The following is a 20,556-nucleotide window of genomic DNA, read 5'->3' on the forward strand; positions in this document are numbered from 1 at the left end:
AGTGCAAGAAAGCCGACCCTTTGTTATGCTTCTATATCAATTCGATATGTTTCAAACCAATGATGAATCTGTGCCAAATGGGCAATGAGCTGTGGGCCTTTCATTAACTGACCATACCAAGGAACCTGGAAAGAAGCCCCTTCTGTTTCAATCAGCTGTTTTAATTCATGTGGATCTAAAAATTCATGAAGCACAGAATCCTTTTGCGCGAGACAATCTGTTAACATCTCTTTTACCGCCTGAGTATAAGCAGGATGATGTGTTTTCGGATAAGGGCTCTTCTTGCGATAAAGCACTTCATTCGGTAAAATTCCCTCTAATGCTTTTCTCAAAACCCCTTTTTCTCGATTTCCATACATTTTCATTTCCCAAGGAATATTCCATACATACTCAACAAGACGATGATCTGCGAATGGAACACGTACCTCAAGGCTCGCCCCCATGCTCATACGATCTTTTCGATCCAGCAGTGTTGTCATAAACCAAATCATATTTAAGTAAAAAAGTTCTCTTCGGGCTTTATCTACTCCAGTTTCCCCATCTAAAAGAGGGGTTTCTGCCACGGTTTCTTCATATTTGCTTTGCGCATATTCCTTCAGTGATAATTTCTTTTGCCATGAGTCTTGAAGAAGCTGAATGCGTGCTTCCGTTGATCTCATCCACGGAAATCCATTGGTTTCGCTTGCCATGTGAAACCATGGGTAACCTCCAAAAATTTCATCTGCACATTCACCTGATAAACCGACAACAAAATCCTTTTTAATTTCTCGACAGAACCATAGTAAGGAAGAATCAATATCTGCCATCCCCGGCAAATCTCGCACTTCAACCGCTTCTTTCAAATAAGAAGCCAGCTCTTTTTGCCCAATGATGCAGCTGTGATGATTCGTTTGAAACGCTTTGGTCATTCGATCAATCCACGGGCCGTCAGCATTGGGCTGGAATTGACTTGCTTCAAAGAATTGATCATTTCCGTCGTAATCAACGGAATACGTATGCAGCGGGGCTTTCCCTATTTTCTCAAAGTGCTTGGCGGCAATGGCCGTAATGGCACTAGAATCCACACCGCCCGATAAAAACGTACATACAGGCACATCTGAGACAAGCTGTCTTGTAACAGCATCGGTAAAGAGTTCCTTCACGTGCTGAGCGGTGTCATCAAGCGAATCTGTATGCTGCTTGCTTTTGACATTCCAGTACCTCCACACACGCAAACCATCTTTTGAAAAGGTTAGGGCATGAGCAGGTCTCAGCTCTTTCACCCCTTTAAATACGCCTTGCCCTGGTGTTCTAGACGGCCCTAAACCAAAGATTTCTGATAACCCTTCATGATCCACTTTGGCTTTCATTTCAGGATGAGCTAGAAGTGCTTTGATTTCTGAGCCAAACAAAAAGGAATGATGACGTTCTGTATAGAAAAATGGCTTGACACCGAGCCGGTCTCTCGCTGCAAATAATAATTCACGCTCACTATCCCAGATGACAAATGCAAAAATTCCATTAAAATGGGTCACACACTCTTCCTTCCATTCTGTATAGGCGTGAAGAAGAACCTCTGTATCAGAATGCCCAAGAAAGCGGTGCCCCCTTTTGAATAATTCTTTTCGTATATCCTCCGTGTTATAGAGTTCTCCATTGTATACCACCGTATAATCATGGTGTTGATGGGTATATGTCATCGGCTGCTTTCCGCCTTCAACATCGACAACGGCTAACCGTTTATGGCCGAAAAGAACGTGCTCACTTTTCCACGTATTTGTATCATCCGGCCCTCGTTTAGATAATGTCTCTGTCATTTGATTGATTACATGATCCTGTTGGATGAGCTGCTTTTTAAAGTCTGCCCAGCCTGTTATTCCACACATCATCATCAGCTCCCATCCGTTTTTCATCAAGTGTTCTCATTTAGCCTTTCTTAGTTTATGCATCGTCTCCTTGATAGTTGATTTGTCCTTTTTTCCCCCTGTGTATAGGACAAGCTTCATTTGGTAAGAAAAGAAAGAGGAAAGGAGGTTTTGCGAATGGAGAACCGAATGACATATCTTCAGCAAAACCACCCAAAATGGTGTAACGGGTTCTTACTGATGGAAAACGGTCATTGTCTGATTGTAGACGAAGAAGGAGACATCATGCTGCCTGAAAGCCTTCAAAGTTCTATGATCTGTTTGAAAGAAAAGGAGCGATGGACAAAAGGAGAATTGCTCGGGTCTGTCGTTCTTTGTGAGAATGGGAAGTTGATGGAGGTAAAAGGCGGTGAACGCATTCAATATACAGCGTCTCTTCCTAAAGGGTGGCTTGATTTGCTCATGTTCGTACCAGAAAGCGTCTTTTATCAGATCATTGACCATGTAGAACAGCTTGGCTTTTCCGTCTATGATTGTGTCTTCTCTTCCTTCCATCCTTCTCATCGCGTGTCTTTTTTTCAGTTTTCAGGAGACATGCAATCACTTGCCCTTCAATGCCACCATCATTCGGGTACAAATCAAGTTCAATTGGAATGGACGACATCTGACGGTCACCGGCTGATGTCTCAGTTTGATCTCACATAAAAAGGGCACTGCTTTTGATAAGCAATGCCCTTTTTATCTTAAAAGATATGGAAACCGATCGGCAGACGTAAGCCTAGAAGAATGGTCACAATGGCAACCACGATAAAACCAATGAATACACCCGTCACCGATTTTCCTTTTTTCTTGCGTACAAGGACCATTTCCATGAAACCAATCACAAGAATACCAAGTATCATTTTTCCAACATACTCGCCCCCGTAACCCGGGATTTTCATTCCTGTGCGAACATACAGCTCTACGCCTGTTGCAATAATAATCAAGTAGAACAGTCGTACGATCATATGCACAATTTTAGCGCCTTTATCGTTTTTACCTGCTAATGCAAAGGCAACGAAAAATAAAATAATACCTAGCACCCACGCTGTAATATGTAAATGTGTTCCCATTTGTGATTTCCCCCTTTATCAGAACAATTACCTTCTCATCGTACCACGAAATAAGTCGAACACAAAGCGACAATCCTGTGTCAACACGCCTTTATTTGACGCGATTTGATAACGTCCCAATTGGTTCAATTGTTACTTCAACCTGATCGCCTGAGGCTAAAAATTTTGGCGGTTCAAAACCTTTGCCGACTCCAGAAGGTGTACCTGTTGCAATGATGTCTCCCGCTTCCAGCGTCATCCCTTTTGAAAGAGTTGACACAATGTCTTCAATTGGGAAGATCATTAATTCCGTACTGGCAGACTGACGAACCTCTCCGTTTACCTTTGTTTCTACATGGAGTGCTCCATGATCCTCGATCACTGACTTGTGAACGATATAAGGTCCCATTGGACAAGTTGTATCTAAGCTTTTTCCTATGAAAAATTGTTTGTGTTTTTTCTGCAAATCTCTTGCCGTTATATCATTTAAAATGGTGTAACCGAAAATGTAATCGTGGACCTCTTCAGGAGCAATATTCTTTCCTGTTTTGCCAATGACAATGGCAAGCTCCCCTTCGTAATCCAATTCACTTGTCACATCTTCATGGAGAAGAATGTCCGCTTCATGCCCTACAACAGAGGTAGGCGCCTTTGTAAAGATCATCACGTCTTTAGGAATATCTGCCGCACTTCCCATTTCCATGACGTGATCTTGATAGTTTTTCCCAACACACATGATGTTTTTCGTTGGTTTTGGAATCGGTGCGTGGAGTGTCACGTCCGAAAGCGGATAGACATAAGAGCCACGGTCTTCTTCTTTTTTCTCCGCCCAATCAAGAAGCTGTTTGACATGTTCGACAAACTTGTCCCCCATGTTGATGCATTCAGATAAAGAGTTTGGCAATGTCTCCAGCTCAAATAGTTTTGCTTCTGCCTTTTTGACGTCCATCACCCATTCATCATCAATGACGACCCCGATAAACAATCTGTTATGTATCTCACCTGTAAAAAACTTCATGTCTTCCCCTCACAATCTTCATTTCACTACATTATGATGTCTCATTTTTATTTCTCTACGAAATAAAAAAAACCCTTTTTTATCATACTCTCTTTTAAAAAGGGTTTCAAAAATGAAGACCTGACATTTAGCGGTAGCGTCGATACTCCCACATATTCCCTTGATCCCATTTACGATCAACATTGCCTTGATAGCGGGAGTGATGTTTTTTCTTTCCGCATCTTCGGCAAGAGTGACTCCGTTTGTGGTGATGAGAACGTTTAGATCGATAGCTGCGGTGTGATTTGCGGCAGCTTTTCTTATGATGTGATCTGTGTTTGCTGCGGCATGATTTTTTTGGTTTACTCTTTTTACTGCGGTATGACTTTTTGCTTTTATACGACTTTTTGCTTTTGCATGATTTCTTGCTTCTATACGACTTTTTACTGCGGTATGATTTCTTGCTCTTTACACTTTTCTTTGAACAGCGACTTTTTTTAGAGCGATAGCTTTTTTTAGAGCGATAGCTTTTATGGCTTTTTTTGCTGCGATGTGACTTACGGCAGCCTCCTCCACCAAAGAACCAGTGACGGCGATTTGAATGACGAGAACGAGATGATTTGTGCGAATATCCCGATTCTGGTTCACGATCTAAGTGTTGATCACGCCCCTCACTTCGAAGTGAATCAACTGCATGTTCAATATGCGAATGATCAAATGTGCTCACGAACAATTCCCCTCCCAAACTGTGCTCTGACAAAACAAACAGACAAAGCTGTTTATCTTCTCTGCTTTATGTTACGAGACTCGGTAGACAAGTGTTCTTGGCGAATGCCTCTTTCTTAGAAAACTCCATGAATACCTACCAGCAGGTACAGGACATTCCTTCATTTTCATATAGTGGAGGAGATATAGGAGGGTGATGAACGCATGGACACAGAACCTTTAAAACAACTGGATATCTGGATTCATCCAAAAGATCTCATGGAATTAAAAAAGGACATATGGAACGATGAACCCGTCGAGGCCATTCTGAAAACCGGCCAAACGAAGTCACATATTTATGCCTCATACCGAGGATCACACATCCGAAAGCTCAAGAAAAAATCCTATCAAATTGAATATCGAAAACCAAAGCAAAGACAGGGTGAATCCCTTTTTCACTTAAATGCAGAGTACAATGATCCTTCTTTCATTCGCAACAGGCTGTCTTTTTATTTCTTTGAACAGATGGGTGTATTCAGCCCATCCGCTTCTCATGTGTTTCTGACCATTAATGGAAGAAAAGAAGGCATTTATTTAAAAATAGAATCTGTAGATGAGCTGTTCCTCCAAAAACGACAGCTGCATGGAGGCGGCATTTATTATGCTGTAGATGATGACGCCAATTTCTCTCTTTTAAGTTCATTTGATAAAAAGCCAAAAAAACATCTTCTTCTCGGTTATGAGAAAAAAACGGGAACTCCTGAACACGACAAGCAGCTGAGTGAATTTATTTACTTTTTGAACACCGCAAGGGACGACACGTTTGCAAATAAGATTGAGCAGTACCTTGATGTAACACAATATTTCCGCTGGCTCATTGGTGTCGTGTGTACCCAAAATTTTGATGGCTTTGTTCATAACTATGCGCTTTATGTGAATGATCAAGGAAGGTTTCAAGTAATGCCTTGGGATTATGATGCGACTTGGGGTCGTGATATTCACGGAGAAGAAATGGCGTTTGATTATATTCCAGTCAGCGGTTTCAATACATTAACCGCTAGATTGCTAGACATCCCTGCATTTAAAAGAGACTATTATGCCCTTTTCCAGCACGTACTAGATACACATTTTTTAGAAAAACGGCTTCTCCCCATCATTGAGTCATGGCATGCTTCGATTGAGCAGCGAATTGGAGATGATCCATATACGAAAAACCGACAAGACATGCTGCGTTCAGAGCGAGAATTAATCCGACAGTATATCAACAAAAGACGACGTTATTTACAAACTGAGATTAAAAAAGAGACATCGCGCCTGTAAAGACACTTTCGAATTTTGTCACTTTAGTTCTCATATTGACGAAAGAGCTTTTTTTATAGAAAAATAGGGTATACTAACCATATCCTTCTATTTGATAAAAAATGTGAGAGTTGGCGTCCGTTATGATCAATTATGAAATTGAACAAAAAAGATTACATTTGATTGAGACCGCAAAAAAATTCGGAATGAATGCCGAAGAAACTATCAGGTGCAGTCAAGAGCTTGACACACTCTTAAATAAAGGCATCAAAACCACCTCTAAAGAATGCTCGAATAAAGGGTAAACCATACACTTCATTCCTCTCATCAAAGTTCTTCAAAAAGACAATCACATATTAAAAGACCCATCATAAGCTATGGTGAAACGCCCAAAAACGAAGTGCCCTATTTTTCTAAAGGATGTGCACCGCTATGCCGGCTATTGTTGGAGCCTTTAAAGTAAATGCCGTCGGAACGAGCGGAGTCGTTCATGTTGGAGACTGCATCACCATTTCTCCAAATAGTCAGGTTAAAACGTTTGCCGGCGCAGGCAGTTTTAACACTGGTGATCAATTACGCATTAGCAACTATAAAAGTGTGACAAATACGTATGATAGTGATGTCATTGATCAACCGCTTGTTGGTAACTTGTAAGGAGTGAGAATCCATTGAACTTCTATATTAATCAAGCGATACAAATTAATTACTTACGTGTGGAGTCTGTGAGTAACTCATCCGTTCTGCAAATCGGCAGTGCTGGATCAATCAAGGCACTCTCCAATCTGTATAACACTGGAAGCTATGTAGAGTCAGCACCTGCCGCAGCAGGCACACAAGGAATTGAAGAGTCTCAAGGCGCAAGCACGGCACCTTTTGTACCGCTTCAGTCACCAACAACATAAGTTCATCTGCAATCCCCGGAGGTGTATGCATATGTATGACTATCAAAACAGCGCTTCACAAATGTATGGCATCATTCAAAAGCAAACACAGCAAATCATGATGCTTGAAAAAAGGCTTAACGAGCTTCAGCAGGAAATGCAAATGATCAAAGATAAACCGACAACAACGATTGAACGGATTGATTATCAATTTGATCAACTGAAAATCGAGCGGCTGGAAGGCACATTAAATATCGGCCTCAATCCATCTGATCCAAATAGTGTTCAAAATTTTGAAGTGGGCCAAACAACAACCCCGGGAATTGGAATGATGCAGCAAGAAATGGCTGATCAATTTTTCAATCAAACACGCCAGCTTGTCGATGCATTCTTAAATGAAGAAGCACCGCAGCTTCTTGAAGAACTAGAGCAGCGATACGAAGGCTCGCTTGATGAAAGCAACAAACACCATATCATTGAGGACATTCGAAAACAAATAGACAGCAGAATCAAATATTATGCGGGGCAGCTGCCACAAAGGGAAGATATGACCCCGCTTCAACGTTCCGAGCAAATTGCTGAATACGTGAAACATGATGTCAAACGGGCAATCGAGCACTTTTTAGCCCATATTCCAAACGAAACGAAAGGAGAGGAAAACGGATGAATTTCACAGTCGTCAACCGCAACATCGAAACTGGAAGCATTAAAGTAGTTGGGGTATCGTCCTCTTCCCTATTTATTATCGGGGACACGGACCATGTACAACTGTCATCGATTTTCGATACACCGCCAGAATCATTAATTATTGGCCCGTTTGTTCCTCTAGCCCCTCGATAATGATTAAGCGCACATCTCAAGTGAAGTTCTCGAAGGTGAATTCTGTCGGGATTGCAAGTGTTGTTCAAATTGGTGATACACAAGAGCTATGTCCGAACGTAAAGGTGCTAGCTGTCCAGCGAACGATTAGTTTATTTTATGGAAATGAAGCTGAAAACCTAGATGCAAAAGAATTTGAAGTGTATTATGAGCCGATCCCATTGATGCTGCCAGAACGAGCGGTTAGAACGGCCTTTTATCATGAAAAGCCTCTCATTAAAGTGTCGTCCATTCATGTAGAAGGGGTCTCTTCCTCCTCTATCTATCAAATTGGCTCTACGTGCGGAATAAATGCCGTTGCGCGAGTGAAGCATATTCGAGAGTTATTTAGCAACAATGACGAACATCCGCCAAACTCACAATTGGACCTACCTGCGCATATGATGGTGATATGACTTCGAATAAAGGATGTCGATTATGCCAGCAATTGTCGGACCCATTTACATTAACTCGATTTCTGGGGGCGTCGTAAACGTCGGTGACTCATTTTATCTTTCGCCTAAAAGTTCTTCAAAATCTGCTTTAGGCTCTGGAGCGGGGAATACCGGAGATTTCTTGATTTTAAATAATGGCATTAGCGCCACCAACTATGTGGATCCTGACTTAAATGATCAGAATATGGTAGGCAATGCATAAAGCGGCTCCTCTACACTCATTTCATTTAGAGGAGCGCTTTTTTATGCTTATTTCTTTCTGCGTTGTCTTGATTTCTTTGTTTTGACCAGCTTGCTTGCCGGCTGCTTTCGAATCCATTTGATGTACGGAACAAGCTTTTCATCTTGTCTTAGTGCATCCAGCGTATTCAAACGTGCGGCAAGCTCCTGGTTTGTATAAAGAGCATGTACTTGTTTATGGCAAGGGATACACAGGAAGGCAGTCGGTAGAAAAGCCCCTCCTTCTTCTCTTGGCGTTAAGTGATGTTCTGTAAGGACGACCTCTTGTCTTCCGCATAGCTCACATAATCCAATCGTTTGCTTTGCCATCCTGAGATCACCTCACTTTACATTAATTCCATCGAGACTGTTGTTCCTTTCCCGCTTGGATCTGCTGGGTGGACAATCAGTTTCTTTGGCAGTCTCATCTTTAATTCTTCCACATGGCTGATCACACCAACAGCTAAATTTTGAGATTGTAGCTTCTCTAATGCTGTAATCACCGTATCTAACAAGTCTTGATCGAGTGTACCAAATCCTTCATCTAAGAAGAAGAATTGCAGCGGGAACTCACCTCTCAGCTGAATTTGTGCAGACAGAGCAAGGGCAAGTGCTAAAGACGTCAGGAAAGTTTCTCCCCCAGACAAGCTGGATACCGGACGTCTGACACCTCCATTGGCATCATCCCGCATCACAAAACCGCCCTCTGAATCGACTTCAATGGCATACCTTTGTCTTGTCAAAATCCCAAGACGATGAGAAGCATCACGGCTGACACTTTCTAGCTGTTCTTCTGCTAGGAACTCAACAAACGTATTCCCTTTAAACACCGTTTGAAGCTTATCCAGCCGGTCAATTTCTTGTTGCAGTTCTTCAAGGCGTTCATGAATGCTTGCAAAGCGCTGATGGTTTGCTTCAATCACTCGCAGATGCTCCTGTGCAGATCCACTCAGCGCTGTCGCTTCTTCAAGCGCTTTTTCTGCCGCTTCTTTTTTTAGTTGAATGTCTGTCCACTCGTCTTCATCCAGCGACTCACCTTTTAACAGTTCAGAAATTCGCTTTAAATTTGCTGCACATTGCTTTCTTTTATCCTCAAATTCCTCAATTTCCTGTTTGACTGTAAGACGTACAGATCGATCCATTAAAGCAGGTACTATCTCCTGAGGATGAGCAAAAGGAGTAGAGGCTGTTTCTTTTTGCCACGCTTTCTCAGCTTCTTGTTTTCGCCGCTTCGCCTCTTGGAGCTGACGTTCACTGCTTGAGAAATGGCTTTGTGCCTCACTAAATAATTGCTGTGCATGCTTAAATTGCTCGTACGATTGCTGTTCTTTTTCATTTAGATGAGCAATAGATTGTTGAACTTCGTCCAGTTCATCAGAAAGAGAAGCGGCTTTTAAAGGATATCGCTGTAAATCTGTTTCATATTGATCGATCAGGTGTTGCTGGCTTCCCAGCTGATGTGCCAACTTATCGAGTTCCTTCTCTAGATCGTATATGGCTGTTTGCAGATGCTCTTTTGCCTGCTGTTTTTCCTCTAGAAAAGAAATACTCTTCTCAATACGCTCTTGATAACCTTCCGCTTGTTGATCCTTTTCGTCAATTTGTTGCTGCATTTCCTGCACTTGGTTGATTGTCAGGTGAGGAAAGGTCTGTTCAAATTGCGTCAGTTGTTCGGAAAGCTCAGATCGAAGCTCCTTGATCAGCATGTCTAATTCCTGCATGCGCTGCTGCTCAAATGTCAGTTGATCTTTTACTTTGCTCATTTCTGCCGCTTGATCATAAGTGACGTCCATTAAACGAGCTCGTTTGCTTTCGATTGCTTGAATATCTTGTTTTACGCCTTTCCATTCTTGAATCAGCTGGTGCAAAGACTGCGGATTCTGTACTGCTTCTACTGCTGCAGCTACTTCCGAATCGGGGGCTTTTTGAGATAAAAAGGAGAACTGTTTGACTAATTGATTGGCATGCGTTTCAAGCAGCTGCTTTGCAGCAAACATGTCTCTAGCATATTCCTCTGCCAGCTTGAGCTCTTTATCCATTTTTACAATCCATTCATCAATTTGGGCAACCGTTTCTTCATGGTCATTGTCTATCACAGCCTTTGGATCATGATGAATCGATCCACAAACAGGACATGGTTCACCGTCTACTAGCTCTGCCGCTAATTCTTTTCTTAATTCTGCAGATCTGACAACATCACGCTGTTTTAATTTTTCTTGTTTTTTGTCCTGCTCTTTATGACTCCATTCTGTAAGACCTCGTTCAAATTCACATACATAAAAATACAATTGCTCTATCGCTTGAAACGATTGATTTATTTTTTCATGATGATCTTTTTGCTGTTTTTGAAGCTTTTCATACGATTGTGTCGCCTGTGCTGAACGCTGTCTTAGCTCCTCAATCTTTTGTTCTTCCTTTTGAATGCTCACATTCATTCTTTGAACATTTTCACTGAAACGAAGTGCGTCTTGTACAAGTTTCCGCTCTTTGACAGAGACTTGTAATTGTTCCAGCTCATGCTTCAACTGTGTTTGTTTCGCAAGCGCACGCTCTAATAAAGATTGCACGTTTTCGGCTTCCGCTTTTTTTTGAGTCAATTGCTGCGCTTTTTCATTGTTTTGCTGCTCTAGTACGGTCTTTTCCTGAAGTGCTGTTTCTTTTTTTCGTTCAATTTCTTTTAATTGAATAAGCTGCTCTTTCTTTTGAAGAAGCCCTGGCTCATTTTCCATTTTCTTTTGCCGCGTTTGCTCATACTCCTGCGTCATTTGATCATAGATCGTTCGTTGATGAAGTAAACGTTTTTCTGCTTCCTGCTTCTCTTTTGATACTTGAGAGAGCTGCTTTTCAGCCTTTGTTAATGCATCCGCATAAGGCTTTAATGTCTCTGCCTGCTCTGCAATGTGAAGTTGATTCTTTTTCTCTTCCATTGTGGATGCCAGCAGATTGAGGTTGTGTTGTTCCTTCTCGTACGCTTCTTGTTCCTTTTGATACTGCCAGATGGCTTGCGCTTTTGTAAAAGCAGTGAACGCTTCGTCCCGCGTTTGTTTTTTCTCATGAAAAATAGCTTGCGCCTGCGCAGCTGCTTCTTTAGCTTTCGCTAATGCCTCTGGACCAGCTTCTCCTAATCCAGTCAGTTCAGCCAGCAGTTCGTTTTTCTGTCCATAGTGATTTTGAGCCTTTGCGCGTAAACGTTTGACGAGCTGATCACCATATTTCTCCAAATTAAACAAACGCTGCAGCATTTGGCGTCTGTCGGCTCCTTTCAATGAAAGGAATTCCGCAAACTTTCCTTGGGGTAAAACAACCGCTCTCGTAAAATCGTCAATGGTTAAACCAAGTAATTCTTCTATTTTACGATTGACCTCACTTGCTTTATCTGCAAGAACTGTCTGCGTATCACCAATTTCAATCAATCGGCATAACGTCGTTCTAACCTTCATTTCATCTGCCCGTTTAAAGGCACGTTCCACTTTATAAGAAATATGGTGTTCTCTTTGCAAAGCGAACGTAAAGGAGACAGACAGCTTTTCTTCAGCTTGGTTCAAAATACCATGCGTATTATTGAGTGCACGTTCGACCTTGCCATAGAGTGCGAGTGTCATGGCATCTAATATGGACGATTTTCCGCTTCCAGTCGGTCCAAAAATACCAAACACACCTGCATCACATAAGGAGCTAAAGTCAATGATTTGTTCTTCTCTGAAGCTATGAAGTCCTTTAATGGTTAACGTGATCGGCTTCAATTCGCTTCCTCCTCTTGCATGTCATTGGCAAGCTCTAAAAATAGCTTGACGGTTTTTTCATCAGGTAGACCTCCACCTGTCTGACGCTCATAAAATTTCACGAACCGCTCTTCAATCGAGAGCTTTTCCACTTGTTTTTGTTCTTCTTTTTGCTGTAACTCTTTAAACTTTGGTCTAATATGGACAAATCCACTATGCTGTTTTCTCAGCTGATGAATTTGTTCGATCGACAGCTGATCTGTTAAGTGAATCTCTAAATCAATCCAGGCTTGAAGATCCCGCTTTTCATCCAGCCAACTGTGTACTTGGCTCAGCCCTTCAGTCGCCTTCCACTTCATAAGTGGTTTACCGCTTGATAAAAACACTTCTTTCCAGCTTGCTGTTTCATTCGGTTTTGCATCCACAATGGTGACTGATTTGGCGTAGCCTGCTTCAGAAAAGCTGTATGCAAGTGGAGATCCAGAATAGCGGGCAATCGTTTTGGCACGTTTAATAGTTTGGGGGCGATGCAAATGCCCCAATGCGACATAACAAGCCGCCTCAGGCAGACTTTCGGCCGCAACGGTATATGCGCCTCCCACTTCAATCGGCCTTTCCGAATCCGTTTGACTGCCACCTGCCACATAAATATGACTTGTTGCGATATTGACCGTATCCGCCTGAAATTGGCTGCTTAAATGTTGAAACATTTGTTGTATTTTTAAATTGTACTGATCACGAAGCAGTTTCTCTTCAAATGTTTCAGCCAGCACCTCGTTTAGCCTTGCTTCAGACGGGTAAGCGAGTGCGGCAATAGATAGACGTTCACTTGCAGAAGAAACATCGACATGAATTAAATCATTTGTAGGATATCCAATTAAATGAATCCCCTGCTCATTCGTTAAAGGAGATGCGGCTGATAAACGGTCTGGGTTATCATGGTTGCCAGAGATCACAACCACCTGACGCTTTCCTTTATCAGATAATGCAGACAAACTTTCATAAAAAAGCTGTTCTGCGCGAGCAGGAGGGTTCACTGTATCAAAGGCATCGCCTGCCATCACAATGACATCAATGTGTTCATCCTTGACGATGTGATTTAATTCATCTAAAAACTCAGCCTGCTCCTCAAGCCGGCTTCGGCCTTCTAGGGTTTTCCCTAGATGCCAATCCGCTGTATGCAGAATCCTCATGTGATTCACCTCTCATTCATTCCACCTATAAAGAAATTTCTAGATTTCCATCAAAGAAATAAAGGATTTTCTCCTCTAATGTTCTGTTTGTTAAACGTTCTACCGCTGCTGAATACAACGATATTTGTGTTTCATAGCGTTTTTTTAACATCGCTTCAGCTTCCTCTAATCCACCTGAGAATCTGCCAGTCACTCGATCTGTTTTATAATCAAGTAAATAGAGCTTGCCATCTGCTTCAAATAAACAATCAATCATTCCTTGAATGAGCACAGGTTCACCTTCTGCATCAATATGGCTGTATACCTCTTTAACCGGTAAAACCATACTAAACGATACTTCTCGTTTCACCCAGTCCGCTTTCCGCAGTTTTTGACCAATAGCAGTAGAAAAGAAGGCCACAATTCCTTCTCGATTGATGGACTGGATTTGTTCATCTGTTAGTAAGTCTTTCTCTTTTAAAGAATGGAGCAGCTCTTCTACACGAGATTCATCATATGGTTCATTTGAAGGAAGAGGGATATGCTGCATGACTGTATGCATGGCCGTCCCTTGTTCTGCGGCTGTGAGTGTTTTTTTCTTCATAAAAGCCGGTCGTTCGTACAGTGTCGCATGAGCTTTTCGAATGGAAGAAGGCACACTGTATTCATCCTGTATTTCTTTCATTCTTTTGATCTCGGAAACTGACTGCTTTGTCCCTACTTGGGAGGCCGCTAAATATGGATAACGCCATGAAAGTCTTTCTTTTACTTCCTCCTCGTAATCGCCATATCCTTGAACAGGCATACCTTCCATTAATGCTTGTACCACTTCGTCTTGTTTTTGTTTTTCAAGTGACATGTCTTCTTGTAGAAGATTGGACGCTTGATGAAAGGTGATAGAAAATGATGATGGATGCGAGAGAACGACTTCTCTCGATTCTTCTAAAAGAGAAGACATCGCTTGATGACGGATAAGAGCAGGGCCAATAAAATCTAAGTATGTTCTCGCTTGATAACGTTCAAAATCAGGGAGGAGCCAGTCGTCTCCGTTTGCGGCATTTTGCCACTTGCTTAAAGCTTTCACTTGATTTTTGACAGAGCCGACTAAAAATAATTTTTCCTTCGCCCTTGTGAGCGCCACATATAGAACCCTCAGTTCTTCAGATAATAACTCTTTTCTCATCTTTTTTTTCATCGCGATCAGCGGTAATGTTGCATAACTAATTCTCAGCTCAGGATGAATATATTTGCTGCCAAAGCCTAATTCTTTGTCGAGCAAATAGGACTGGTTTAAATCCATCATGTTAAAGTTCCTGCCAAGTCCTGCAGTAAATACAACAGGGAATTCGAGTCCTTTACTGCTATGAATGGTCATCATGCGGACAACATCCTCTGTTTCACTGAACGTTTTTGCCGCTCCAAGATCATCTCCACGCTCTTGCATTCTTTCAATAAATCGAAGAAATCGAAACAGCCCTCTAAATGCAGCCTTTTCATACTGTTTCGCTCGATCATATAAAGCCCGAAGGTTTGCCTGTCTTTGCTTACCTCCTGGCATCCCGCCGACATAATCTAGATATTGTGTATCTCGGTACACTTCCCAAATCAGTTCTGCTACCGAATGCTGAATCGAAAAATCACGCCATTTGCGTAATTGAAGGAAGAATCGCTCCAGCTTTCTGCATGTCGGATGATCAGAGTGTGTCACACTCATAAATGCCTTCACAGCGTCATAATAAGTGCCTTTTTTATCACTGGTTCTAATCAGTGCCATCTCATTTTCGTCTAAATGAACAAGAGGTGACCTTAAAACAGCAGCGAGCGGAATATCTTGATATGGATTATCAATCACTTTTAACAAAGAAAGAATGACAGATACCTCTGTCGCTTCGAAATAGCCTGAGGAAAGATTCGCATAAACAGGGATTCCCTGCTTCTTCAACTCTTCCATCATTTGCGGAGCCCACGGCATTGAGCGAAGCAAGATCACAATGTCTCGATACTGCAAGTTGCGGGTCAGCTGCTGTTTTGCATCGTACACTTGAAAAGGCTGTTCTACCAATTCTTTTATTTTCTTTGCAATCACTCTCGCCTCAAATTGTACCGTCTCTAGCTCTTCTCGTTCTTCATCGCTTTCTGTGTCGTGCTGATCTAAATGAACAAGAAGCATTTCTGTCGTCGTGTCTTCGCTTTGCGGATAACTCGCTCCAAGCTTTAATTCAGCTTGTTCGTCATATTCAATTTCTCCAACTGTTTCTCCCATCAGCTGTTTGAACAGAAAGTTGGTACTGTCTAATACATCAGCCCGGCTGCGGAAATTTTTATTTAGATCAATTCTTTTACCTGTTTCTTTGCTATCTGCTTTAAATTGTTTATATTTATTTAAAAAGAGCATCGGCTCTGCAAGTCTAAAGCGATAAATGGACTGCTTCACATCACCAACCATAAAGCGGTTGCCTTCTGCAGGATGTTTCCCTTTAGACACGAGCTTTAAAATCGTTTCTTGGACAAGATTTGTATCCTGGTATTCATCCACGAGTACTTCTTCAAATTGCTTTTGATAGTATTTAGCCGCTTCTGTTTCAATGAGATTTCCTTCTGCGTCCTGCTTCGCTAAAATGCGCAAACAATAATGTTCTAGATCCGAAAAATCTACGATTGATTTTTCTTGTTTGGCTCTTTCGAAACGCTCTCCATATTGAATCACAAGCTCTACAAGTGTTTCTACAACTGGCTTCATTTCAGCCAAGCTTTTTAAATGCTGATCGGGACTGCGCATAAAGTATTCATCTTTTAGCTTTTCTAATTGTTTTTTGGCTTGATTGCGTGCATCTGTTGCTTTTTCTAACAGAGCTGGGTCATAGTCATCCCCTTTGCAAGTCTTTAACCTTTTAAAATTGATGTTTGGCAAAAGCTCATAAAGTGTACCAAAATCATCTTGATGCCTTATTAATTCATTTACTTGCTCTAAATCATCTATAAAATTCTCTGCTCTCGGTGCTGGACCGCCCGGCTCTTTTGATAAAGCGAGCGCTTGTTCCAGCAGTTCCTGGCAGCTTCTTAAAACGAGAGAAAGGTCCTCTTTGATATATGGATAAAAGGGTAATTCTTCTACCTTTGTCTGTGTATCCACATCATAAAGAGAAAGGAATGCCCGCATCCATTGTTCGGGCGCTGGATGTGATCTAGAAAACTCATAAATTCTTTTGACAAGCCATTGAAGATCTAAATCATGCCGATCAGATGTGTAACGATCAACGAGTTCAAAGAATGACGGCTTTCCAGCCTTATACTCATCCTCAAACAGTTCATCTAACACTTCATCTCCTAATAATTCTCCTTCTGTTTGATCAGCCAATCGAAAACCTGGATCAAGGTCAATCTCATAATAAAAGGTACGGAGAACTTGCAAACAAAAGGAGTGCAAGGTAGAAATATTGGCACGATTCATAAGTGACAGCTGTCTCCGCATATGAAGGGAACCAGGGTTTTTAGATAGTTCTTTTTCAAGTGCTTCAGTGATCCGGTGCTTCATTTCTGCTGCTGAAGCATTGGTAAAAGTCACTACGAGCAGCCTGTCCACATCAACTGGCTGCTCCGGCCGAGTCATTTTTCGAATGAGCCGTTCAACCAAGACCGCTGTTTTCCCTGACCCTGCCGCCGCAGCAACAAGAATATCTTGTCCTTCTGAAACGATGGCGTTCCATTGGTCATCTGTCCAAGTACTGTTATTCGGTTTTGGTATTTGCATACTGATCCCCTTCTTTTTTGATCCGGTCTAACATGACATCATCCTTCTCAGAGGTGAGCACCCTAAATTCATTATCTTCTATTGATTCATCAAATTGGCAAATAGACTTAAAGGAGCAAAAGCGGCAAGGGGTTTGATCCTTTAATTTATATGGGTTTATCTCTACCTCACCGCTTGTAATTCTTTCTCCTGCCTCTTCAAAGGTTCGCCGAACGTGTTTTGTGAGAATGTGAAAATGATCTTCACTTAATACCGCAGAGTCAGATCGGAAAGAACCATCCTTTTTCAAACCAGCTTGGATGACTTGTGATCTTCCTGATTCGAGTGTTTGATCCATCAACTTCACTGCTTCCACATCTTCGAGCAATAGACCCTTCATTTTAAATTTCTTCAATATTTCCTGCTCAATTGCATCTTCTCCAAGCGGAATAGGCGCTTGAATCAGCGGGTCATGAATATGGAAGTATAAAATTCCTGCCGGTGTCGCTTCCATGCCAAGCCATTCTTTAGAATACGTAATGGTTAGGTCTAAATAAGTGAGCATTTGCAAGGCTAAACCGTAGTAAACTTCTGCTAGATCAAGCCCCTTCTCACTGGACTTATAGTCGACAATTCTTAATAGAAGTCCTTTTGATCCTTCTGCTTTATCCACTCGGTCAATCCTTCCAACAAGCTCCATCGTGCAGCCGTTTTTTAATTGAAAAGTAAACGGCGGCAGAGGTCCTTGACCTCCAAAACCTAACTCAAGTCCAATCGGAGAGAATCCGCTCACTTTTGCATGTTCGCTTAATATAGAAGACACCCTGATGAGGATTTTTTGAAGCTTTTCTTTTATATAAGCATGCCGATTAGAGCTTAATAAAATTTCTTTTTGCAGACGTGGAGCCAGCTGTTCAATTGCATGCCTTGAGTAGGTCACACAATCTTCCTTCGTTAAGTTTTTCCAATCCTTTTTTTGTTCAATAAGCGTATCTGAAATCAGTTTTAAAGCCGAGTGAAAGAGCTGGCCGATATCAGGTGCTTCTAATTTGTAAAATTGTCGATCTTTTAGTTTTAGCCCGTGGGAAGCAAAATGAGAAAATGCACATGCATTGAATTTCTCCATTCTTGAAACACTGCCCTGAATATGGTCACCGTAAAGTTCTTTTGTGACATTCGGATTTAAACGTGTCGCTCTATTTGTAAAGAACAAGCTGGACATGATTTTTTTTGATACGTCGCGGTTGGACGAGGTCATCAAATGATTATATACACTCCACCATACGCCGCTGATCGGATATTGATTGAGCCATTGTTGCAGCTGCGAAACGGTATAGGATAACGAGACATGCTCGTTTGTTACAAATTTTAATTGCTCCTGATCATCCAACTGCTCTGGATCTAACACATAGAGGGCTTGCTGATGGTTTGGCATCAGTTCCTCACAATACTTGATGAGGGTCGAAGGCAAAAGAGACCGCCCTTCCGTATCTGAAGCTGAATAGGATAAATACAGGTAGTGCGATGGACTGGACAGCGCTTGATATATCAAAAATTGTTCATCCAGCAGCCGTTCCTTCCCTGTCTCTGCCAGCTCTGCTCCTGCCCGTTTTAACCATTCCCGGTCGTCTTCAGACAATACACTTTCATCAGAGGGCCGTGCAGGTATAACCCCATCATTTACTCCAATGACAAACGTACACTTTACTTGATACATTCTGGATAAATCCATACTTCCGATAAACACTTGATCAAGTGAAGGGGGAATCAAAGCGAACTTGAGAGAGGACAGTCCTGTATCCATCATCTGTTGAAATAATGGAAATGAGAGCTCCTCCTCGCCCAGCATTTCAACAAATTCATCCATCAATTGAACGACAGCATCCCACACTTGCCCATGCTGCATCGCTTCAGCTAACCTGCCTGCTTCTTCCGCCTCAAGCCTCGCCTTTTCAAGCTTTTCTGGCACTTGGGCTTCTTCTAGAAAGACATACACTGCCTCTACCATGTCTCTTAGCTTTTGCGCTTTTTTCAATCTTTTTTGCAATTGAAAGAGAGGCGGAACAATCCATTCTTTTACATCATTCAGCATTTGCTCCATTTCTATTTCTTGATCAGTTTGTCCAAAATCTTCATCTAGTGATTGGAAGCGGCGATAATGAAATCGTGAACCATTCGTCCAGCGTTCACCTTTTACACCGTAAGCAATACAATAGTTTTCAAGCTGATCCGCCTGTTCTCTCGCTTTGTTTTTGGCGAGTTCAAGCGGAAATAAGAACTCCGTTTTCACACAGCGAAACACCGCCTCATACCGCCAGTTCCCTTTTATGACATCGAGGCTCGAACGAATGAACTCAATGAGCGGATGATACTGCATCGATTCATTTCCATCAATAAAGAAAGGAATATCGTAATCTCGAAACACCTCTTTTAACGTATCTTTATAGTCGTCTACATGTCTTGCAACAATTGAGATGTCTCGTAACCTAAGACCTTCCCCTCTTACTAAATCAAGAATATCTCTCGCTACTCCCTCAATTTCAGCTCGTTTATTTGCACTTTTCGATACGGTAAGGTGAGGCGTTTCTTCTTGGTACGGCTGCAAAGGTCTCTGTTCATATTGATTTTCTAAATAAGCTAGATCTGGGGTATGAAGATGCCGCTTATTTCTCTCCAAAATGTTCTCAGAAATAGCCGCTCCGCACTCTTTGGCCAGCTGATAAAGCTGGGAATATGTCTTACCTGTCATGCGAAATAAATCAAGTTCATTTGGCTGCGTGTCATGATAGGAACGATCCACTGTGAATGCAGCTGTTATTTTTTCGGCATGTAGCAAAAGCTGTTCAATGACAAGAAGCTGCTGGGGGGTAAACTGATAAAAACCATCTATATAAATGTGTGCCCCTCTCAATTCTTCTGATAAAGGAATTTGCTGAGCCAGAAGTGTCAAGTAATCCTCTGAGTGCACATACTCATCTTGCAGATGCTGCTCCATCTGCTGATAAAGAACATGAAGATCATGCAATTTTTCCGCCGCACGTCTTTCTTCTGTATACTCTGAATGCATGCTGGAGGCCGAGATTTTTTCAATATCCTCCGGCATCATACAGTACCTTTTGAATTCAGCCATCGTCTTTTCTATTTGCTCAACAAATCCCGGTTTATCACTCGCCTTTTTGAATACCTTAAACTTGTCTTTCTGTTCTTCTATTACTTTTCTTAAGAGCATTTGAATCCCTGTGCTTGTGACAAATTGACGGTTCGCACCGCCAGTCTGCTGTAATATAGACCAGGCAAGCCGAGTAAAACTAAAGACTTTGGCCCTGATCATTCCACCAGCTTCAGACGTTTTTGCAAGCTCATATTCCATTAAAAATGTCATTTGATCCGGGACTAAAAAAATGATTGGCGGACCCAGCGGATCAAGCCGCAGTTGTTCTTTGATTTCTTCTAGAATTGCAGTCGTTTTTCCACTCCCCGATCTGCCTGCTAAAAACTGAATCTCCACGTTCCACAACACCTTTCTTATGTACTCATATTCTAGCGAAAATAAAGGTAAATAGCTATTTTCCTATCACCTTCC

At 41.9% G+C, this 20,556-nt stretch carries 18 protein-coding genes; 9 read left to right on the forward strand and 9 right to left on the reverse strand.

Annotated features, from left to right (window positions below; translation table 11 throughout):
* Positions 1 to 23: 23 nt before the first annotated feature.
* On the reverse strand, positions 24 to 1,865 hold the full coding sequence (asnB, locus tag MHI20_RS14920) for an asparagine synthase (glutamine-hydrolyzing) (protein WP_340940397.1): 1,842 nt from the start codon (positions 1,863 to 1,865) through the stop codon (positions 24 to 26).
* A 156-nt stretch (positions 1,866 to 2,021) separates the two neighbouring features.
* On the opposite strand from asnB, the gene MHI20_RS14925 reads away from it, so the two are divergent.
* Positions 2,022 to 2,549 carry a DUF2777 family protein gene (locus MHI20_RS14925; protein ID WP_041507487.1) on the forward strand — a complete coding sequence of 176 codons (528 nt, stop codon included), beginning with the start codon at positions 2,022 to 2,024 and terminating at the stop codon, positions 2,547 to 2,549.
* A gap of 38 nt (positions 2,550 to 2,587) precedes the next feature.
* Here the strand turns inward: MHI20_RS14925 and MHI20_RS14930 are convergent, their stop codons facing one another.
* The 3 genes from MHI20_RS14930 to cotG all read right to left on the reverse strand — a co-directional run bounded on the left by MHI20_RS14930 (position 2,588) and on the right by cotG (position 4,659).
* The gene (locus MHI20_RS14930; RefSeq protein WP_007499115.1) at positions 2,588 to 2,956 is read right to left on the reverse strand and encodes a YisL family protein; all 369 of its coding nucleotides are present in this window, start codon (positions 2,954 to 2,956) and stop codon (positions 2,588 to 2,590) included.
* A 91-nt stretch (positions 2,957 to 3,047) separates the two neighbouring features.
* The gene (locus tag MHI20_RS14935) at positions 3,048 to 3,953 is read right to left on the reverse strand and encodes a fumarylacetoacetate hydrolase family protein (protein WP_007499116.1); all 906 of its coding nucleotides are present in this window, start codon (positions 3,951 to 3,953) and stop codon (positions 3,048 to 3,050) included.
* A 127-nt stretch (positions 3,954 to 4,080) separates the two neighbouring features.
* Complete coding sequence (cotG, locus tag MHI20_RS14940) at positions 4,081 to 4,659, reverse strand: spore coat protein CotG (RefSeq protein WP_159145581.1); 579 nt, start codon at positions 4,657 to 4,659, stop codon at positions 4,081 to 4,083.
* Between the two features lie 203 nt (positions 4,660 to 4,862).
* Here cotG and MHI20_RS14945 point away from each other — a divergent pair, with 203 nt between their 5' ends.
* The 8 genes from MHI20_RS14945 to MHI20_RS14980 all read left to right on the forward strand — a co-directional run bounded on the left by MHI20_RS14945 (position 4,863) and on the right by MHI20_RS14980 (position 8,332).
* Positions 4,863 to 5,957: a CotH kinase family protein gene (locus tag MHI20_RS14945; RefSeq protein WP_056705138.1), complete on the forward strand. Its 1,095-nt coding sequence runs from the start codon at positions 4,863 to 4,865 to the stop codon at positions 5,955 to 5,957.
* Between the two features lie 122 nt (positions 5,958 to 6,079).
* On the forward strand, positions 6,080 to 6,241 hold the full coding sequence (locus MHI20_RS14950) for an aspartyl-phosphate phosphatase Spo0E family protein (protein WP_008348605.1): 162 nt from the start codon (positions 6,080 to 6,082) through the stop codon (positions 6,239 to 6,241).
* Positions 6,242 to 6,368: 127 nt separating this feature from the next.
* Complete coding sequence (locus tag MHI20_RS14955; RefSeq protein ID WP_003211745.1) at positions 6,369 to 6,590, forward strand: spore germination protein; 222 nt, start codon at positions 6,369 to 6,371, stop codon at positions 6,588 to 6,590.
* A gap of 14 nt (positions 6,591 to 6,604) precedes the next feature.
* The gene (locus MHI20_RS14960) at positions 6,605 to 6,838 is read left to right on the forward strand and encodes a spore germination protein GerPB (RefSeq protein ID WP_035392485.1); all 234 of its coding nucleotides are present in this window, start codon (positions 6,605 to 6,607) and stop codon (positions 6,836 to 6,838) included.
* A gap of 31 nt (positions 6,839 to 6,869) precedes the next feature.
* Positions 6,870 to 7,484 carry a spore germination protein GerPC gene (locus MHI20_RS14965; protein ID WP_008348607.1) on the forward strand — a complete coding sequence of 205 codons (615 nt, stop codon included), beginning with the start codon at positions 6,870 to 6,872 and terminating at the stop codon, positions 7,482 to 7,484.
* A complete protein-coding gene (locus MHI20_RS14970) occupies positions 7,481 to 7,657 on the forward strand; it encodes a germination protein GerPD (RefSeq protein ID WP_003210893.1) in 177 nt (58 codons plus the stop codon). The genes MHI20_RS14965 and MHI20_RS14970 overlap by 4 nt, the downstream gene beginning before the upstream one ends.
* Entirely contained in the window at positions 7,657 to 8,091 is a 435-nt protein-coding gene (locus MHI20_RS14975) for a spore germination protein GerPE (RefSeq protein ID WP_008348609.1), read from the forward strand. The genes MHI20_RS14970 and MHI20_RS14975 overlap by 1 nt, the downstream gene beginning before the upstream one ends.
* Before the next feature lie 22 nt (positions 8,092 to 8,113).
* Complete coding sequence (locus tag MHI20_RS14980; protein WP_003211468.1) at positions 8,114 to 8,332, forward strand: spore germination protein; 219 nt, start codon at positions 8,114 to 8,116, stop codon at positions 8,330 to 8,332.
* Between the two features lie 47 nt (positions 8,333 to 8,379).
* Here the strand turns inward: MHI20_RS14980 and MHI20_RS14985 are convergent, their stop codons facing one another.
* The 5 genes from MHI20_RS14985 to addB are packed head-to-tail and all read right to left on the reverse strand — an operon-like array spanning position 8,380 to position 20,481.
* Positions 8,380 to 8,679: a hypothetical protein gene (locus MHI20_RS14985; protein WP_017360217.1), complete on the reverse strand. Its 300-nt coding sequence runs from the start codon at positions 8,677 to 8,679 to the stop codon at positions 8,380 to 8,382.
* 17 nt (positions 8,680 to 8,696) lie between these two features.
* The gene (gene sbcC, locus MHI20_RS14990) at positions 8,697 to 12,092 is read right to left on the reverse strand and encodes an exonuclease subunit SbcC (RefSeq protein WP_061418621.1); all 3,396 of its coding nucleotides are present in this window, start codon (positions 12,090 to 12,092) and stop codon (positions 8,697 to 8,699) included.
* Positions 12,089 to 13,264, reverse strand: a complete 1,176-nt coding sequence (gene sbcD, locus MHI20_RS14995; protein WP_056705134.1) for an exonuclease subunit SbcD — start codon at positions 13,262 to 13,264, stop codon at positions 12,089 to 12,091. The genes sbcC and sbcD overlap by 4 nt, the downstream gene beginning before the upstream one ends.
* A 25-nt stretch (positions 13,265 to 13,289) precedes the next feature.
* Positions 13,290 to 16,994 (reverse strand): helicase-exonuclease AddAB subunit AddA, encoded by a 3,705-nt coding sequence (gene addA / locus MHI20_RS15000; protein ID WP_173407933.1) that lies wholly within the window; start codon positions 16,992 to 16,994, stop codon positions 13,290 to 13,292.
* Positions 16,972 to 20,481: a helicase-exonuclease AddAB subunit AddB gene (gene addB, locus MHI20_RS15005; protein WP_340939484.1), complete on the reverse strand. Its 3,510-nt coding sequence runs from the start codon at positions 20,479 to 20,481 to the stop codon at positions 16,972 to 16,974. The genes addA and addB overlap by 23 nt, the downstream gene beginning before the upstream one ends.
* Positions 20,482 to 20,556 lie beyond the last annotated feature (75 nt).

This window comes from Bacillus sp. FSL K6-1106, from assembly GCF_038005245.1.
GTDB classification, from domain to species: Bacteria; Bacillota; Bacilli; order Bacillales; family Bacillaceae; genus Bacillus; species Bacillus altitudinis.

Bases quoted from the DNA above. Each gene is read 5' to 3' on its own strand.
- asnB (WP_340940397.1), bottom strand. From the start codon at position 1,865: ATGTGTGGAATAACAGGCTGGGCAGACTTTAAAAAGCAGCTCATCCAA.
- MHI20_RS14925 (WP_041507487.1), top strand. From the start codon at position 2,022: ATGGAGAACCGAATGACATATCTTCAGCAAAACCACCCAAAATGGTGT.
- MHI20_RS14930 (WP_007499115.1), bottom strand. From the start codon at position 2,956: ATGGGAACACATTTACATATTACAGCGTGGGTGCTAGGTATTATTTTA.
- MHI20_RS14935 (WP_007499116.1), bottom strand. From the start codon at position 3,953: ATGAAGTTTTTTACAGGTGAGATACATAACAGATTGTTTATCGGGGTC.
- MHI20_RS14945 (WP_056705138.1), top strand. From the start codon at position 4,863: ATGGACACAGAACCTTTAAAACAACTGGATATCTGGATTCATCCAAAA.
- MHI20_RS14950 (WP_008348605.1), top strand. From the start codon at position 6,080: ATGATCAATTATGAAATTGAACAAAAAAGATTACATTTGATTGAGACC.
- MHI20_RS14955 (WP_003211745.1), top strand. From the start codon at position 6,369: ATGCCGGCTATTGTTGGAGCCTTTAAAGTAAATGCCGTCGGAACGAGC.
- MHI20_RS14965 (WP_008348607.1), top strand. From the start codon at position 6,870: ATGTATGACTATCAAAACAGCGCTTCACAAATGTATGGCATCATTCAA.
- MHI20_RS14970 (WP_003210893.1), top strand. From the start codon at position 7,481: ATGAATTTCACAGTCGTCAACCGCAACATCGAAACTGGAAGCATTAAA.
- MHI20_RS14975 (WP_008348609.1), top strand. From the start codon at position 7,657: ATGATTAAGCGCACATCTCAAGTGAAGTTCTCGAAGGTGAATTCTGTC.
- MHI20_RS14980 (WP_003211468.1), top strand. From the start codon at position 8,114: ATGCCAGCAATTGTCGGACCCATTTACATTAACTCGATTTCTGGGGGC.
- MHI20_RS14985 (WP_017360217.1), bottom strand. From the start codon at position 8,679: ATGGCAAAGCAAACGATTGGATTATGTGAGCTATGCGGAAGACAAGAG.
- sbcD (WP_056705134.1), bottom strand. From the start codon at position 13,264: ATGAGGATTCTGCATACAGCGGATTGGCATCTAGGGAAAACCCTAGAA.
- addA (WP_173407933.1), bottom strand. From the start codon at position 16,994: ATGCAAATACCAAAACCGAATAACAGTACTTGGACAGATGACCAATGG.